Genomic DNA, 17,113 nt, shown 5'->3' on the forward strand with positions numbered 1-17,113 from the left:
TTGTGGAGGTGGGATACATGGAACCTACAACTACGATACGCTCATATATTGAGGACTACATCAGGAAACAGGGGTACACCCTGCAGTATTTTGCCGATATATCGGGAGTTAACGCTGGAACGCTTAGCGCAATTATTAAGGGGACTCGGCCCATCGCTATGGCACAACTGGATCTGATTACCCAAGGCATGAAGCTGGAAGAGGGATATTTCTACGAGATTTATGGGGCTGAATGTTTCGTGGAATCGGCACCTCATTGGAGGAGACTGGAACCATTCCTGCAGCGCTGTGCTGAATTGGACAAGCTGGAATGTATTCATAAGGTTATCCAGGAAGTGACGGATGATCGCTCGTATATCTCGGAGTTGTTCGAGATGGCTGAAGGCATGCTTGAACGTGGACAGACAAAGGCTGCACGGATGTTGTACGAATGTGTGGCGGAGTGTGAGAAATACCAACACTCGGAACGTCTGGCTTTGTGCCAGTATCGCATCTTCACGTTGTCTCTCGGTCAGGACCAACATGAGAATCTGCGTGCGGCCGTCCATTTTGAACCATATATTAATCGGCTGGATGAGGAACGGCAGTTGGATGCGATAAAAGACCTGGCGAATACGTATGCTTCACTTCGATATTGGGATAAGTCATTTTCCCTTGCTGATGATCTGGGACGGAAAGCTGAAATTATCCAATCGTACACTAAGAAAAAAGTGAATAAAGAAGATAGGGTCACAGCTTATCCGTTATTTGTATATCAGGCATATTCAAACTTGCTTAAGGCCACCGCATGTGAATGGAAAGGTGAGTACACTGAGGCACTGTTATATACAAGAAAAAATGCTGAATTAGCTAGTGTGTTAAATTTTAGTGACGAAGATATATTTTATATTGATATGTTTAGTAGTTGGACTGAGGCAAACACCTACTTATATAATTTGATGATGGGAAAGAAAGAGGTTCTCCCCGTGTATCTAGCTTGGGTTGAGCAAAGTGAAGGAGAAACTCTTACTGCTCTTGTTAAAATTATTGAAGCGGCAAATAATTATGAAATGGATATAGATCATATTTTACTAAAATTTGATAATTCCATTAATCTAATGTTGAGTGATAAAACCTTAACAGAAGGATACAATGAACAAATAAAGAATGACCAATACTCTAAACTTTTATTTGAGCTGGCAATGTATCTTTTTAACAGAGAGCGATACGCAGAAGGAATGCAGAAGCTTGTCTCTTGTCTGAGTTCAGCTATTAGAATTAATAATTCTAATGACATAATACAATGTATTGCTCTCTTTGAGAGATACAGGTCTTTTGCATCTAAAGAAATAGAAAATAACTATCGCAATCTAATGGAGGAGGTTTACAGCTATTATGAAAATAAAAAAAATCATAACTATACTCTTGTGTAGTGTTGTGATTATTAGCAATTTCCCTATAAGTCAGTTTGATGTGAAAGATCGGATGTATGCACCATCAGGACATGGTACCGGGAAATTGTAATATATAAAAAGGATCACTATGGATACTTTATCGGCTTATTTCGGAGTGAGGAAATAAGCTTTTTTGTATTTTCATAGATTGACCAATGTAAAATACAGGATTAAAATAACATTTATTATATGAAATTGAATTATAAGTGATTCTAATGACGGAGGTGAGACAGTGGAATTGGTACCTAAAATAAGAGTACATATTGAGAAATATATGAGAGAGCAGAATCTCAAGTTGCAGCATTTTTCCGATATTACTGGAATTAATGTTGGAACTTTAAGTGCCATTCTTAAAGGCAACAGGCCAATGTCTATGAACCAACTGAATCAGATTACTTCTGTTATGAGATTAGAGAAAGGGTATTTTTATGAGAGTTATGGGGTTGAATCCTTCATAGAATCTTCGCCCCACTGGAGACGTTTGGAGCCATATCTATATGAGTGTGCTGAGCTTGGTAAGCTGGATTGTATACAACATGTCATCACTCATGTAACGGACGATCGATCATATATAGAAGAATTATTTGATGTAGCTGAAAGCTTTTTTGCTAGAGGATTAAAAGAAGTAGCTCTTATTTTGTATGAATGTGTGGCAGACAGTGAAAAATATCAACACTCCGAGCGGTTGGCCTTATGCCAGTACCGTATTTTTCTGCTTCATAAAACACTGAATAAATTCAATAACTTAAATGCCGCAGTAAAATTTGAACCTTTTATCGAAAAATTGAATGAGGAAGTACAACTGGATGCGATTAAAGATTTAGCTAATTTGTATGGCGCGATAAATCTATGGGATAAGGTTTTTGAACTGGCTAATGAATTGATTCAAAGAACTGAATTCCAAGTTCAACTTCAATCTATGAGACGGAACAGAAAACCAAGAATAGCCTCTTATCCTCTATTTACTTATAAAGCTTATGCTAATCTGCTCATGGCAAATGTATCTGAAGAACGTAAGCAATATATGAAAGCTTTGGAGTACACAGATGTTTATGAGGATATTATGGATGGGATTAAAAATCCAACAGAGGAAGAGCAAGAATTGATAGATCGATTCAAGGGCTGGGCTGAGGGCAATCGATATTTGTACAAAATACTATCAGGTGACTTCGAAGGCTTAAACCGTTATTTGAATTACCTAGATGTTAATCATGCCGAAATTTTAACAGCACTCGCCTATATTATACAGGCGGCAAATCAGTACTCTTTTAATATTGACCATGCATTAAATAGATTCCAAAATCACATTGATCAAATTAAAGCGGAAAGACATGTAAAAGGAATATATAACGAACAGGCATCAAATTTTAGATATATACGCTTATTCTACGAACTAGCAAAATACAGATTGAAACAGAACCAAATGGAACAGGGAATAGAACATCTAATTACTAGCTTGGAACGTTCATCTTCATGTAATGAAGATCTAATGTGTATCAAATGCATTGATTTGTACGGAAAATACAGAAATTCCGCCAGTAAGACCCAGGAAGAGCAGTATACAAAACTAATAGATAAGTTAAGTGTACCAACTTTTCAATAGTAAAACATCTGGGGAGGACGATGAAGACAATGTCCAATATACGTTCCTACATTGAAGATTACTTGAAGAATGAGGGATATAAGCTACAGCAATTTTCAGAAATTGCTGACATTAATGTGGGTACACTAAGTGCGATTATCAAAGGAAGCAGACTTATGTCAATGAATCAACTAGACCTAATCACATCAGCAATGGCTTTGGAACAGGGGTACTTTTATGAAAGGTATGGAGTTGAATGTTTTATTGAATCTGCACCCCATTGGAGACGATTAGAACCGTTCTTATATCGTTGCGCTGAACTTGGTAAGCTAGATATTATACAACAAGTCATTACTCATGTAACAGATGATCAATCCTATATTGATGAGTTATTTAATGTGGCAGAGAGTCTCTATAATAAAAGCACCAATGAATCTGCACTCATTATATATGAATGTGTGGCCGGTAGTGAGAAGTATCAACACTCGGAGCGGTTGGCCCTTTGCCAGTACCGCATTTTCTTGCTTCATAAAACACTGAGTAAATTTGACAATCTCAATGCAGCAGTAAAGTTCGAACCTTATATTGATAAATTAAATGAAGAAGTGCAATTGGATGCAATTAAAGACTTGGCTAACGTGTATATGACGATACATTTGTGGGACAAGGTCGACACATGGGCACGGGAACTGGAACGGAAAGCAGAATTCCAATTAAAAATGCAATCTCGTAGGCGAAAAAATAAAAGAAGGCTAACAGCCTATCCTCTTTTTACATATGTAGCCTATGCACACTTATTAATATCAAGCGTTTATGATGCTCGTAAGGAATATGAAAATGTCCTAAAGTATACAGAAAAATACTTGGAAATAGTTGAGCTTGGGAATCCTACACAAGAGGATCAACAAATAATAGATTTGTTCCGAGTATGGGGGGAAGGGAATCAATATGCCTCCCAATTAATGCTTGGTGAAGAAAATGTAATCGATTCTTATTTGGATTATATCGAAAACAACCCATCAGAAATATTAGCTGGATTCGTTAATATTTTGCAAGCAGCTAATCAGTATTCTTTTAACATTGACTTTGCTTTAGATAGATTTAAGAACCAGATCAAATTGTTTAATACAGACATGCACTTTAAAGGTGGTTATAACGATCAAATGTTAAACCACGGGTATCAAGATTTTTACTATGAATTGGGATATTATCAAATAAAACAGCGTAATTACTTACTTGGGATTGATGCCTTACTCATGTGTTTAGAACTCTCTTCTTCAAGTAAAGATGACCTGATGTGTATTAAATGTTTAGATTTGTACGGGGAGTATAGGAGCGAAGCCAATGAAAAACAGATCAGAAATTACAAAAATGTAGTAGAAAAGTTAAGTTTGCCGACTTTTTGATAATGAAATATCTGGGAAGGGACGATGAAGAAGATGCACAATATACGTTCCTATTTTGATAAATACTTGAAAGACAATGGGTATAAACTACAGCAGTTTTCAGAAATTGTTGACATTAATGTAGGTACATTAAGTGCTATCATCAGAGGAACCAGACTTATTTCAATGAACCAACTAGACCGGATTACCTCTGCAATGGGTTTGGAACAGGGGTGCTTTTATGATATGTATGGTGTGGAATATTTTATTGAATCTGCACCCCATTGGAGACGCTTAGAACCGTTTATATATCGTTGTGCTGAGCTTGGCAAGCTGGATGTTATTCAACAAGTCATTACTCATGTGACAGATGATCATTCATACATTGATGAGTTGTTTGAAATAGCTGAAGAATTGTATAACAAAGGAATGAAGCAGGCAGCACTTATTCTGTATGAATGTGTGTCTGAATGCGAAAAATATCAGCACTCTGAACGGTTGGCTATGTGCCAATATCGTATATTTCTTATTAGTATAAATTTAAAAAAGTTTGATAACCTTAATGCAGCAATTCGTTTAGAGGTTTATGTAGAGAAGCTCAATGAAGAAGTACAATTAGATGCGATCAAGGAATTGGCTAATGTATATAGTACAATGCACTTATGGGAAAAAGTTTATTCATTGGCAGAAGAATTAGAAAGAAAATCTGATGCTCTATTAAGATTTAAGTCGCGAGGAAGAACTAAGCGTATTACGGATTATCCATTAATCACTTACAAAGCTTATGCGATTCTGCTGAAGGCAAGTGTTTTTAAAGAACGTAAAGAATATGCAATGGCTCTAAAGTATACAGATATTTATGAGAGAATAGTTGATATTTCTGATCCATCAGAAGAAGAAGGGGTTATAACCGCCAAATTTAAGAGATGGGCTCAAGGGAATCGTATAACAATTAATTTAATGTCTGGAAATCAAGAATTTATACATGAGTATCTTAATTACTTGGAAGCTTACTCTGAGGAAACGTTAACTGCCTTTATTAATATTATTGAAGTTGCTAATGAACAATCTCTTAAAATTGAGTTTGATTTAGAAGAATATGAAGACAAAATCAAGCGATTTTATTTAGATAGAGGGTGCAATTCACGAATTATAACTCATAGATATATGTTGTTCAATTATGAACTTGCAAAGTATAAATGCAATCGACAAGAATACCAAAACGGTATAGATATAATACTTTATAATTTATCTCTTTCAACTTTGAACCAAGACGATCACATGACAGTAAAATGCGTTGATTTATACGGAACTTACAGACAGCAAGCTAGTTTGTCTCAGCAAGAGACGTATTCACAATTATTTAAGACGATAAATATTAAATAAAACAAACAGCCTATCTGCTTTTGAGGTAGGCTGTTTTGTGTTTTGATAAAGGATTAAGCAGAGCGCAATGCCTTTTCTAAAGATTTGTTTTTACAATATTATGCAAAACATATTATGTTCTAAAAAGCACTTGCAGTCATTAGTGAAACTAATAGCTTACTCATATTAAATGTTTTTCCAGAATGTCCTAGAGGGGTACCTGCTATGAGAGAACGGAGTATCTTGAAAGACCAGATCGAGCAAGGTAGGCAAGAGTTAAGTCGCTTGGTAGATCAATATGGAATTCCTAGTGTTAAAGTGCTTGAACAGTCGATGGCGTTGGATGAGCTAATTAATGAATATAATCGATTTACCTCAGGAATGAATATGAATATTAAAAAATGAAATACATTACACATACTTGGTTTTAAGACAACCCAAAATATATAAAATGTTACCAGTGAAAAAACGTTGTATTCATTAGTAAAGGAAGATCTAAAATTTCCTGCAGAGAACATATAATAATAATCGAAATCGATCATGGAGATTGTGTACAAAATGAAATTAAAAAGGAGAAATCGAAATACAAATGTTTTGCTTAAATAAAATCAGTCTTTGGATGAGGAGTATTAATTCCCAATAAACATTTATTTCTCTAATATTTTATTTATAGGTTTTTATTCATAAGAAGAGTTTTTTAGTATTTTTTGCAAAATATTATAAGGTTTTATTGGGGGGCAATTATAATCTATTTCAGTTTTATAAAAAGATTGATGCTTCTTGCTCTTTTTCTGGAAACGGAGGTGATTGAAATTTAGATGTATAATTCTTGAAGTATTGCTGATTGATCTTTAACGTTTTTCAGTCCAAAAAAAGGAGAATTTCAAAATGAAAAAAATTTCATTCTTAAAAATGTTGTCTGTCGCTGTTATGAGTACAGGATTAGCATTTGGTAGTGTTGCTCCATCATTCGCAGCGGAGAACGTGGAAATTCCGGATACTTCAATTATTGGTTCTGAATCATATGTAGCCCCAGTGCCGGGGGCAAATAACGATGGATTTTCAACATTTGCGACAATTTCAACTCATTCTTGGCAAAAAAGTTATAAAAATTTGTATGGAATTACAGTTGCAACTCAAGAAGCATTTGCTCAATGGACTTGGAATGATGGTAAAATAACAAACTTCGGTAATTTGTGGCAAAATAATTCTACTGCTCCGCTCTACGGTTTCAAAGACGAAGAGAACAAATGGAATTATAAATATACTTCAACGGGTCAAACAAACCAAGGCGTATTGTTTGAGAGTGGAATTCCTACACCATGGGGTCACGCAGGAGGTTCAGAATTTACAAGTCGTATTCTAATTAATGTTTCTTCGACTGGTAGCTCAACTGCTCAATAAGTTAGAAAACATATGAAAAACACAAATACTTGGATGGGTATATAATGACCTTATCCAAGTATTTGTTGGTATAAAGGATGAGAGTCGAAAGGAGCAAATATGAACAGAATTCTGAAAGTAGATAACTTGAAGATCAAATTTAAGAATGATCTGATACTAAATAATATTTCACTTTCTCTCAATGCGGGTGATGTTTATGCGTTGGTCGGAATCAATGGTTCTGGCAAAACTACTTTATTATCCAGCTTAGCGGGACTCCTCTCACCAACCTCAGGAAATATTTTTATTGAAGAGAAATTAAGTCAATTTAATCAAACGAGTATGTCATTCCAACCCACTTCTTTCTACGCACATTTAACGGGTAACGATAATGTGCGATTATTGTCCCCTGATCCACAAAGAGCATTGAAAATATTAAAAAAACTAGATCTGACTACACCACAAATAATGAAAAAGAAAGTGAAGACGCTGTCTTTTGGTCAGAAACAACGACTAGGAATAGCTATTGCTCTTTCGAAGAATGCGAAAGTTTATCTTTTGGATGAACCAACAAATGGACTCGATAATTACTCCTATAATAGGTTGGTCGAATTAATTCAAGATATGTCAAATCAAGAATGTTGTTTTGTTATAGCGAGTCATGAGTGGGATGTAATAGAACATTGCTGTAATAGACTTGGTATGATGATTAATGGACGAATTGAAAAGGAATTGGATATATCTGATTATAATAATGGTTTGCAACCAAAATTAATTCAAATAAAAGTAAATGCAGAGTTTAGCACGAATGAACTTTTGGAACTTGATGGAGTACTGAAAGCAAACAGGTTAGATCGTTTTTCTTGGAAAATTACGCTTGATAAAAATTGTACATTTGAGTCTTTTCAAGATTCATTACGCCAAAAAAATGTTTCGATTAACGAATGGATGTCTTTGAATCATGTACAAGAATGGGAATCTATTTACAATCAGCTTGTAGAGGGGGGAAATCATGATTAAATCGTATACGAATGAATGCATTAAGCTTATTAAACACCCGTTCAGTATATGGTCAACTGTGATCTTCCTGGTATTTGTTATATACACATATTTAAGTGTCGGATCAAATTTTCAAAACTCATTCCAAGCATTTATGAATAATAGTGGATATTCTCTGGAACAAACATATCAATTTATCAGTGGTTCAGATACTTCCAGCAGTTCTTTATCCGCGATGTTATTTATCTTAAGTCCTAAAATGGCAATAGCCTATTCACTGGCTTCTGTAAATGCCCTAGGACCGATCGTAATCTCTATCATTGGTGCGCTGATATTTGGGATAGAATACCGTAGCTTTACGCTCAGACAATTATGGGTTCAAGGCTTGACACGTCTAGAAGTGCTGCTTACAAAAGTTATGGCTATATTTACATTTATACTTTTGTTTATGTTGCTGACAATGCTTGTAGGAATTATGTTTAGCTATGTCACTCCTGCTGTTTTTAATCTTCCGATGGATTTGGTGAACACGAAAATAATAACGATTAAAGATTATTCTCTACAAATTTTAGGTTCTATTATAAGTCTATTATTGTGGGGGATGTTTGCAGGTTGCATCACTGTTTTGAGCAAAAGTTTAATGGCGGGGATCATCGTTGGTTTTATCTACCCAACCATTGAATCATCAGTGTTCCATAGTTGGTTTATAGGACAGTATTTACCTTTATTTATTCAAAAATCAATGCTTCCTATTTTATTTAGAGATACTGCTTATGGAGGAATTGTATCATTCTACGATATGCCTGACATATATTCTGTAACTACAAGCATGCTGTTTACCTTAGCGTATACAATGTTTTTCCTGTTAGTAACATGGATTGCTTTAAAGAAACAAAGGACTCTCATGCCATAGAAAACTTTTAGACCGCCACATTCTTAAATTAACATTAATTAGCTATTTCTAAGATAGGCTCTTTTTTAAACAATTTTTTGGGCCTAATCTAGAAGTTAGGGTTAAATTATTCAATTATTAAATATCATTGATTGCATTCGAATAAAATACCTGTTTTGTAGCACGCCCAATTACGAGTTAAGTAGTGCCGACGCTGGTAAGCTTTAATCAGGTTATGCTTTCCTTCCACTGTTGCATTCGTAAAACATAAATCAAATCACAGATATCAAATCGGACGCTCTAATTTTTAGGATGACTCGCAATAATATCACGTGGAAAATAGCATCTGCTGAGATTATACGTAACATGGAATAGACTGAGATGATATTTACTTTAATTGAGTTTTGAGGTTTCTCTTTCCAATGTTATATTATCAAAGGAGAATTTAAATTTGAAAAGTAAAATGATTTCCTTAGTAGCCCTTATCTGTTCATTTGTATTATTTGTTATTGGATTTCAGTTTATTGTTCAAAGTACTGATTGGGGTATGGACAAAGCTATGTTGGTTCTTGCAGAATACCAAAATGTAAAGTCTGATACCTCTGATATCTTTGGTAGTTTTATAAACTCAGAGATTTGGTCGTATAAAATTGAAGGAATATTATTGATATTTGTAGGGATGTTAATGTTGTATTTAGCAAATTCATTACGAAGTAAATAAGAAAAAAGTATTCGGGTCCCGAATACTTTTTTCTTATTTACAATTTAATCTTTAGTTCAACATATAAGTATGAAAAAGGCTGAATTTCTTTGAAAACTTATGTAAATAAACATTTTATTCTGCAAAGGAATATAATATGAATTTTTTGGCAATGTATCCTAAAATGTTATACAAAGAGGGGGTGCATGCTATGAATGAACCGAGGCAGATCAAAGATAAAATCGAACGGAACAGGCAAGAGTTGAGTCGTTTGGCGGAGAATCATGGCATGCAGGACAACCAAGTCCTCCGACAGTCCATGGTACTGGACGAGCTTATTAATGAATATAATCGATTCAAATATAAAAGCCATCTTAGGAACAGACAACCGATTGCATAATGCAGTCGGTTTTTTGGTCTAATTAGTGTTCTATAGAAATAGCGTAGTCGACTGTAGCGATACAGTCGGCTTTTTTGCGTTCATCTGAAACTAATGCGGATAACTTGAAATTCCGTACCAATTCCAGGATTGGCAGGATAGCGAATGATCCTTAAAACTGGATATGATGACCCCAGTTATATCCAGATTGATCTGTGAAGGGGGCTCATACAATGATCGGGAGAGGGAGGGATAAACGGAAATGATGGACAAGGTACGCATTTTTTTCGGAAAAGACCTAAACCTGCGAACCAAGTTGCTCCTGTTGTTCCTGGCGCTGACGTTGCTGCCGCTAAGTTTGCAGGGAGTGATGAACTACAAGCATTTCTCGCAGACGATGGATCGCAAGACCGAGCAGTTCACCATTGAACTGGTTCGCCAGATTAACGCCAATCTGAATCGGCTGCTGAAGGACTTTGAGCGGTTGTCGCTCTTGCCGCTTTACGATCAGATGGTGCTTGGCATTCTGGGCAAATACAACGCTTCAATGGGTTCGGGTACATGGGCGAGGTCTGAGGATTATCTGAAAATGAAGCTTTACACATCTGGTCAAGCTTATGACCGGCCCGAGATTCGGGGGATTCACCTGATCAGCAACAGCGGCATTTTGTTCTCCAATCTCGATTCCCTGGCGGTCAAGCCGGTATGGGACAGTAGGCAGGATGATTGGTTTGCAGAGCTTGAAGGCTCGGAAGGGACATGGCGCCTGCTTCCTCCGCATCAACCCAGCTATTACACGGGTGGTCAGCAAGAATCGTATATATCGGTGGGCAGAGTGCTTCGAGATCCGGGTACGCTCCAGCGATTGGGTTACATTCTGATTGACATTCGTCTGGAGGCTTTCGGTCAACTGTTATCCAATCTGAATTATGAGCAAGATGCAAGCCTGATGATTGTAGACAGCAAGCAGCGTCTTCTGTTCGAGCGGACCTCAACCGGAGGAATGTCTGCATACGACCAGTTGCTATTGCATGGACAGCTTCAAAGCTATGCAGGAAACCAAAAAGTTGTTCTGGATGGGCAGTCCTATCTCTACGTACAACACCACTCCAGCTATTCTGGGCTTTCGGTGATCAGTCTTACACCTATTGCCGTGATTCAAAAGGAGTCAGGTGAGATGCTCACCTTCACGATATGGTTCGCAGTGTTGTGTATGGCGGGGATAGCGATTCTGGCGGTTCTGTTATCCTATCGTATCACCCGGCCGCTGATTCGACTGAAGCACCACATGATTCGGGTGGAGCAGGGAGATTTTAGCCAGCGGGTAGCACACTTCAGCACTGATGAATTCGGACAGATAAGCCGGGGCTTTAACCGAATGATGGAAGAGATTCATCGACTGTTCAATGAGGTGTTTCTGCTGGGCATTCAAGAGCGGGAGGCAGAGTTGTCAGCGTTGCAAAGCCAGATGAATCCCCATTTTATATACAACACGCTGGAGTCCATTAACATGATGGCCATTCGCCAGAAGCACGCAGAGGTGTCGGACATGGTGACGGCGCTTGGCAAGCTGCTGCGCTATACGATTGATAAGGTGGACCGGATGGTTCCACTTGGGGAAGAACTTGCTTTTGTACAATCCTATATACGCATTCAGCAGGTACGTTACGACGGCAAGTTGGAGATTATCTATGACATCGAAGAAGGGATAACCGAGTATTTGATTCCTAAGCTGGTACTGCAACCGCTGGTGGAAAATGCCGTCTACCATGGCATTGAAGGGCAGGAAAATGGAGGAGTAATCTGGGTATCTGCCTTAAAATTCGACCATGAATTGCTGATTAGTGTGCGAGACAACGGTAAGGGTATGGCTCAGACAAAGATTGACGAGTTAAACAAATCCATATCAAAACAGCCTTCCAGTCAGGCATTACGTTGCCATGCCGGGGACAGTCTGGGGCTTAACAATATCGCTCAGAGGATTCGCCTCATGTATGGAGAAGGCGGCAGCCTAAGCATTGATGGAAGTCCCGGGCAGGGCCTGGTGGTCACGATATCCATTCAACTTCTACCGAAAGGGGATTGAAGCGCATGTATAAAGTATTGCTTGTAGAGGATGAGACGGTCATCCGTCAGGGACTAAGGGAGCTGATCGTACAAGTGTCTTCTCAGTTTCAGGTAACGGGCGAAGCGTCGAGCGGTATCGAGGCACTGGATTTTCTGAGATGTGAGGTGCCGGACGTGTTAATCACGGATATCCGCATGCGTGAAATGGACGGACTAACTTTGGTAAGCAAAGCAAGAGACATGTACCCTGAATTGTTAATGCTCATCATTAGCGGCTACGGCGAATTTGAATATGCACGCAGAGCAATGGAGTTTGGGGTGTTGAACTACCTGTTGAAGCCAATCGATCGTTATGAACTGGCATTGTGCATACAAAAGATTCAGTTGCTGCTGGATCGTAGATACGGTATTTCAACCCTTTCTATCCCTGAGCCATCTGGCAAAGCAGAACACGCTGGTGGAGATGCACGGAAGATTATCCGAGATGTGAAGGAGCACATCAAACAACATCCCGATGGAGATCTGCGACTTCAGACAATAGCAGATCTCGTTAACTTGAACCCTACTTATTTAAGCCAGTTGTTCAAGAACGAAATAGGCATCAATTATTCGGAATACATCACTGAGGCACGTATGGAGCGGGCCAAGTGGTTGCTGATCAACACGGGTCTCAAAATCTATGATGTGGCACGGTTATCCGGGCATCAGAGCCCCAAACACTTCATGTTGGTGTTCAAGCAGCAGGTGGGATGGACCGCGGGAGAATATCGAGACCGATTCAGTATCTCTTGAAAAACCATACCATTTCTGTAGTTGACGTGATTTCAGGGGGAACGATGCTTTCGTTATACTTTGGTTGCACATGTATACCACGACGTCCATAAGGGGGATTTCCATGAAAAAAGCAGGACTGATACTGGTGTTTGTACTCATGATGATGGCTTCAATCGCGTGCACAAGCTCCAATTCCGGCAGTGAATCTGGGGGTGCAAGCGGAGAGAATGGAGAGGTCGAGCTGAAGTTCATGATGTGGGGCAATCAGGCTCATATGGATGTATACAACAAGTTGATTGATGACTTCACAAAGGAAAATCCAGGCATCAAAGTAACGATGGAATCCGTACCTTTCGCAGAATACCAGCAAAAAATTTCGGTGCTTGCCGCCGGAGGCTCTCTTCCCGATCTTGCCTGGGTATCGGAGCGAATGGTACCACAATTCAAGTCCAATCACATTCTGGCCGATGTATCCGAGTTCAAGGATGATGCACAGTTTAAGCTGGATGATTATATTCCAAGTACATTGGATTTGTTCCGTGATGGCGACCAACTGCTGGGGCTACCTTTTTCTACACCTCCGGTAGTCATGTTTTACAATAAAACGCTATTCGACCAAGCTGGCCTGACTGATCCAAACACACTTGCCACCCAAGGACAATGGACATGGGAACAGTTCGAAGAGTCCGCCAAAGCCATTACCAGTAAGGATGCGACCAACCGAGTCTATGGTGCCAACTTTTTTCGCGACTGGAAGACCTGGGCGGTGCTTTCCTCCTACTCCTGGTCCAATGGAAGCGGTCCATTCGACGAAGGCATGACAACGTTCACTTGGAACGATGCCTATGGCGTACAGACCTTTGAATTGCTGGAACGCATGATGTTCACCGATGAATCACACCCGAAGGCGGGCGAACAGGTCAGCTTTGATGCGGGTAATGTGGGCATGTTCTTTGATAATTACAGCTATGTTTCCAAAGCAAGAGAAATTACGGATTTTGAATGGAGCATCGCTCCTATGCCTTCCGGTTCACAAGGCAGTGTACCGATGCTGGGGCAGGCCGGATATGCCATGTTCAACGACAGCAAACATCCAGAGGAAACAAAGAAGCTGTTGAAGTATTTTGCCAGTGAGCAGGGGATTCAGGCGACAGCCACCTACTTTGTGCCTCCGCGTACCTCTGTTCTGAACTCAGATGCATTCATTCTTCAGCCGAATAACCCAAGCAAAGATCATATCGTGCAGGCCGTCATTGATGAAATGCCCAAAGCGCGCTTAATTCCCGGTCATATCCGTTGGCAGGATATCGACAATGCGGTATTGCAGGGATTTGACCGACTATTTGCAAAAACAGCGACAGCTAAGGATAACCTGAAACAAATGCAGGAAGAGATCCAAAGTGTGTTGCAACCCTAAATCATTCGATCGAAACCGGAGGTGAGAACGATGGGCAAATTCAAAGAATTACTTGAACGGAAACCGCTGTCGCTGGTGGTCAGTCTGCCTGAGAATGATATTGATTTGGCTCGGGCAGCCATGGAAGAGGGCGCTGATGCACTGAAGGTGCATTATAATGTCGGTCATCGCGCCAGCGGGAATCATTTTGGTCCATTAGACATGTATGCCGAGGTGTTTCGGGCGATCCGCAGTGAGTTTGGTGGTCCGCTTGGGGTCGTACCTTCTGGCAGTATTGATGGAGCACAAAGGGAGGATGTGGAGGGGCTTTCCGGGCTGGGCTTTGATTTCTATTCCATCTATGCACATCACTTGCCTTCCTTCATGCTCAATGACTTGGGGCTGGACCCAACGTTTGCGATCAATGAGGAATATGATGCTTCCCTCGTAACATCGGCAGCGTACTTCGGCTTCACCGCTCTGGAGGCATCCATTGTACCTGGAAAAGAATATGGTACACCGCTCAGCTTCGCGGATGTGCTTAAGTATCGCCGTCTGGTCTTGCAAGCCCAGGTACCGGTATTGGTTCCTTCCCAGCGAAGGCTGGTGCCGGAGGATGTTCGAGTGCTGCGCGATACCGGGGTAAAGGCGATTATGCTTGGAGCGGTCGTGACTGGCAACACGGAGGAACAGCTGCGAAGGGCTGTGAACGGGTTTCGCAATGCAGTGGACAGTCTGAACCGTCCAGACTATATAAGTTGAACTAAAGAATATTTACACTTGCCACTCCGATGCCAGAACAACCTTCCGATCGCTGTTATCCCCAGATTTTTTCGAATCCCATATATAAAGGGGAAATCCGGGGATAAAGGCGACCACTTCGCTTCTTCAGGTTTTTTCTGTCCTCTACGTTCTTGTGTAAATGTATAGTTCACCTTATATAGAATCGTCGCAGAGTTCAGCTTCGGAGGAAATTGGATTAAAAGGGGGAGGCCTGATTGTGACCCATTCACGCAAGCGCAAAAGAGGGGGGCCGCTCGCCAGAGAGGCCCAGATCGCGGGGTGGCTGTTTGTATCGCCGATGGTGCTTGGGTTTACCCTGCTGCTGTTATTTCCCATGGGTCTCGCGTTATACATGAGCCTGACCGATTGGCCGCTGCTGGGGGATCATCATTTTATTGGATTGGAGAATTACCAGAATATTATGACAGACGCGATGTTCTGGAAAGTGCTCGCCAATACAGTTTATTTCACAGCGGGGCTGGTGCCGCTTAATATTGTGCTCGCCCTGTTGCTCGCGTTGTTGCTGTCCAGAAATCTGCGGGGCATCGGAATTTTCCGAACAGCGATCTTTGTTCCGGTCATGACCTCGTTGATCGTATGGGCCATCGTGTGGAAGCTGATGTATGCGACAGAGTCTGGATTGATTAATCAGCTTCTGTTGATGCTGGGCATCAAGGGTCCGGCTTGGCTTTACAATCAGGATCTGGCAATGCCAGCGATTATCGTGACAAGTGTGCTGAAAAATGTCGGTCTGAACATGGTGCTGTTCATAGCAGCCATTCAGCAGGTACCGCGTTCGCTGTACGAAGCGGCAACATTAGACGGGGCGGGCAAGAGGGGAACCTTCTTTCACGTCACACTGCCCATGATCACGCCAACCGTGTTTTTGACCGTAGTCATGACTGTGATTGGTTCACTCAAAGTATTCGGGCAGATCTATGTGATGACACAGGGCGGGCCGAGCAACAGTACAAAGGTATTGGTTTATTATATCTGGGAAAAAGCATTCAAATTATTTCAGTTTGGTTATGCTTCTGCTCTCGCATATGTGCTGTTCTTTATCGTGCTAATTCTGACGCTGCTGCAATGGCAGCTCCGAAAGAGGTGGGTATTCAATGAAGGCGATGCCTAGTCCTTCGGGGCGGAAGATAGGAAGTACTCTGGGGACGTACTTGTTGCTGACCCTGATTTCCCTCATTATGATTGTGCCATTTATCTGGATGATATCGACATCATTCAAGGAACCCCAGAGCATATTCACCTATCCACCGCAGTGGATACCGGATACTTTCCGATTTCAGAACTATATCGATGTCTTTCGATTGATTCCGTTTCACCGTTTTTATTGGAACAGTATCTACATTTCTGCTTTGGTTGTGTTGGGAACGGTATTTTTTTCCTCCCTCGCCGGGTATGCCTTTGCCAAAATTCCGTTTAAAGGACGTAATGTGGTATTTCTCATCCTGCTGAGTGCGATGATGATTCCCCATGAGGTGACGGCGATACCGATGTTTCTGTTCATGCGGCAGCTGGGGTGGATAGATACCCATCTTCCGCTGATATTATTGCCGATCTTTGGCGCGGGTGGTGTATTTGGCATCTTTGTGATGCGGCAGTTCTTCATTACGGTGCCAACGGAGCTGGAGGAAGCGGCGATGATGGACGGCTGCAACCGATTCCGGATATATGCGCGAATTATGCTGCCCATTGCCAAGCCGGGTATGGCTACGCTGACAATCTTTACGTTTGTGACGATCTGGAATGAGTTTTTTGATCCATTGATCTTCATTAACTCGCGTGATCTAATGACGCTGCCGCTTGGATTATCCCTGTTTACAGATGAAGTGGGTACAGCCTGGCAATATCTGATGAGCGCCACCGTCATGGCAACCTTGCCACTGTTAATTGTTTTTTTCCTGGCACAACGGCGCTTCATTGAGGGGGTTGCCATGACGGGACTGAAAGAGTAAGCCGT

General features: G+C 40.5%; 16 protein-coding genes. All 16 read left to right on the forward strand.

Going from position 1 to position 17,113, the window contains the following annotated elements; genetic code table 11:
- The first annotated feature begins 17 nt into the window (after window positions 1-17).
- The 16 genes from ACETMN_RS02155 (at window position 18) to ACETMN_RS02230 (ending at window position 17,108) form a co-directional block, all read left to right on the forward strand.
- On the forward strand, window positions 18-1,412 hold the full coding sequence (locus tag ACETMN_RS02155; RefSeq protein WP_091020017.1) for a helix-turn-helix transcriptional regulator: 1,395 nt from the start codon (window positions 18-20) through the stop codon (window positions 1,410-1,412).
- A 253-nt stretch (window positions 1,413-1,665) separates the two neighbouring features.
- Window positions 1,666-3,036 carry a helix-turn-helix domain-containing protein gene (locus ACETMN_RS02160; protein ID WP_091020018.1) on the forward strand — a complete coding sequence of 457 codons (1,371 nt, stop codon included), beginning with the start codon at window positions 1,666-1,668 and terminating at the stop codon, window positions 3,034-3,036.
- Between the two features lie 29 nt (window positions 3,037-3,065).
- Entirely contained in the window at window positions 3,066-4,421 is a 1,356-nt protein-coding gene (locus ACETMN_RS02165; protein WP_091020020.1) for a hypothetical protein, read from the forward strand.
- A gap of 24 nt (window positions 4,422-4,445) precedes the next feature.
- Window positions 4,446-5,786 (forward strand): helix-turn-helix domain-containing protein, encoded by a 1,341-nt coding sequence (locus tag ACETMN_RS02170; RefSeq protein WP_091020022.1) that lies wholly within the window; start codon window positions 4,446-4,448, stop codon window positions 5,784-5,786.
- A gap of 204 nt (window positions 5,787-5,990) precedes the next feature.
- Window positions 5,991-6,170 (forward strand): aspartyl-phosphate phosphatase Spo0E family protein, encoded by a 180-nt coding sequence (locus ACETMN_RS02175; protein ID WP_091020024.1) that lies wholly within the window; start codon window positions 5,991-5,993, stop codon window positions 6,168-6,170.
- 483 nt (window positions 6,171-6,653) lie between these two features.
- Entirely contained in the window at window positions 6,654-7,169 is a 516-nt protein-coding gene (locus ACETMN_RS02180) for a hypothetical protein (protein WP_091018363.1), read from the forward strand.
- Between the two features lie 126 nt (window positions 7,170-7,295).
- Window positions 7,296-8,168 (forward strand): ATP-binding cassette domain-containing protein, encoded by an 873-nt coding sequence (locus ACETMN_RS02185; RefSeq protein WP_411735698.1) that lies wholly within the window; start codon window positions 7,296-7,298, stop codon window positions 8,166-8,168.
- The gene (locus tag ACETMN_RS02190; RefSeq protein WP_091018367.1) at window positions 8,161-9,060 is read left to right on the forward strand and encodes an ABC transporter permease; all 900 of its coding nucleotides are present in this window, start codon (window positions 8,161-8,163) and stop codon (window positions 9,058-9,060) included. Before ACETMN_RS02185 ends, ACETMN_RS02190 begins: the two co-directional genes overlap by 8 nt.
- A gap of 430 nt (window positions 9,061-9,490) precedes the next feature.
- Window positions 9,491-9,760, forward strand: coding sequence for a hypothetical protein (locus ACETMN_RS02195; protein ID WP_091018368.1), 270 nt, complete (start codon window positions 9,491-9,493; stop codon window positions 9,758-9,760).
- A 190-nt stretch (window positions 9,761-9,950) separates the two neighbouring features.
- The gene (locus ACETMN_RS02200) at window positions 9,951-10,139 is read left to right on the forward strand and encodes an aspartyl-phosphate phosphatase Spo0E family protein (protein WP_091018370.1); all 189 of its coding nucleotides are present in this window, start codon (window positions 9,951-9,953) and stop codon (window positions 10,137-10,139) included.
- A 241-nt stretch (window positions 10,140-10,380) separates the two neighbouring features.
- Window positions 10,381-12,204: a sensor histidine kinase gene (locus ACETMN_RS02205; protein ID WP_411735699.1), complete on the forward strand. Its 1,824-nt coding sequence runs from the start codon at window positions 10,381-10,383 to the stop codon at window positions 12,202-12,204.
- A 5-nt stretch (window positions 12,205-12,209) separates the two neighbouring features.
- The gene (locus ACETMN_RS02210; protein WP_411735700.1) at window positions 12,210-12,977 is read left to right on the forward strand and encodes a response regulator; all 768 of its coding nucleotides are present in this window, start codon (window positions 12,210-12,212) and stop codon (window positions 12,975-12,977) included.
- 103 nt (window positions 12,978-13,080) lie between these two features.
- On the forward strand, window positions 13,081-14,376 hold the full coding sequence (locus tag ACETMN_RS02215) for an ABC transporter substrate-binding protein (protein ID WP_411735701.1): 1,296 nt from the start codon (window positions 13,081-13,083) through the stop codon (window positions 14,374-14,376).
- A gap of 30 nt (window positions 14,377-14,406) precedes the next feature.
- Window positions 14,407-15,117, forward strand: a complete 711-nt coding sequence (locus tag ACETMN_RS02220; RefSeq protein ID WP_411735702.1) for a hypothetical protein — start codon at window positions 14,407-14,409, stop codon at window positions 15,115-15,117.
- Between the two features lie 238 nt (window positions 15,118-15,355).
- Window positions 15,356-16,270: a sugar ABC transporter permease gene (locus ACETMN_RS02225; protein WP_340031712.1), complete on the forward strand. Its 915-nt coding sequence runs from the start codon at window positions 15,356-15,358 to the stop codon at window positions 16,268-16,270.
- Window positions 16,254-17,108: a carbohydrate ABC transporter permease gene (locus ACETMN_RS02230; RefSeq protein WP_411735703.1), complete on the forward strand. Its 855-nt coding sequence runs from the start codon at window positions 16,254-16,256 to the stop codon at window positions 17,106-17,108. Before ACETMN_RS02225 ends, ACETMN_RS02230 begins: the two co-directional genes overlap by 17 nt.
- Window positions 17,109-17,113: the final 5 nt, after the last annotated feature.

The organism is Paenibacillus sp. M2 (assembly GCF_046713495.1).
In the GTDB taxonomy this organism is placed as follows: Bacteria; Bacillota; Bacilli; order Paenibacillales; family Paenibacillaceae; genus Paenibacillus; species Paenibacillus amylolyticus_B.

Excerpts from the sequence above, each read along its gene's own strand:
- ACETMN_RS02155 (WP_091020017.1), top strand. The coding sequence starts at position 18 with ATGGAACCTACAACTACGATACGCTCATATATTGAGGACTACATCAGG.
- ACETMN_RS02165 (WP_091020020.1), top strand. The coding sequence starts at position 3,066 with ATGTCCAATATACGTTCCTACATTGAAGATTACTTGAAGAATGAGGGA.
- ACETMN_RS02170 (WP_091020022.1), top strand. The coding sequence starts at position 4,446 with ATGAAGAAGATGCACAATATACGTTCCTATTTTGATAAATACTTGAAA.
- ACETMN_RS02175 (WP_091020024.1), top strand. The coding sequence starts at position 5,991 with ATGAGAGAACGGAGTATCTTGAAAGACCAGATCGAGCAAGGTAGGCAA.
- ACETMN_RS02180 (WP_091018363.1), top strand. The coding sequence starts at position 6,654 with ATGAAAAAAATTTCATTCTTAAAAATGTTGTCTGTCGCTGTTATGAGT.
- ACETMN_RS02190 (WP_091018367.1), top strand. The coding sequence starts at position 8,161 with ATGATTAAATCGTATACGAATGAATGCATTAAGCTTATTAAACACCCG.
- ACETMN_RS02200 (WP_091018370.1), top strand. The coding sequence starts at position 9,951 with ATGAATGAACCGAGGCAGATCAAAGATAAAATCGAACGGAACAGGCAA.
- ACETMN_RS02205 (WP_411735699.1), top strand. The coding sequence starts at position 10,381 with ATGATGGACAAGGTACGCATTTTTTTCGGAAAAGACCTAAACCTGCGA.
- ACETMN_RS02210 (WP_411735700.1), top strand. The coding sequence starts at position 12,210 with ATGTATAAAGTATTGCTTGTAGAGGATGAGACGGTCATCCGTCAGGGA.
- ACETMN_RS02215 (WP_411735701.1), top strand. The coding sequence starts at position 13,081 with ATGAAAAAAGCAGGACTGATACTGGTGTTTGTACTCATGATGATGGCT.
- ACETMN_RS02220 (WP_411735702.1), top strand. The coding sequence starts at position 14,407 with ATGGGCAAATTCAAAGAATTACTTGAACGGAAACCGCTGTCGCTGGTG.
- ACETMN_RS02230 (WP_411735703.1), top strand. The coding sequence starts at position 16,254 with ATGAAGGCGATGCCTAGTCCTTCGGGGCGGAAGATAGGAAGTACTCTG.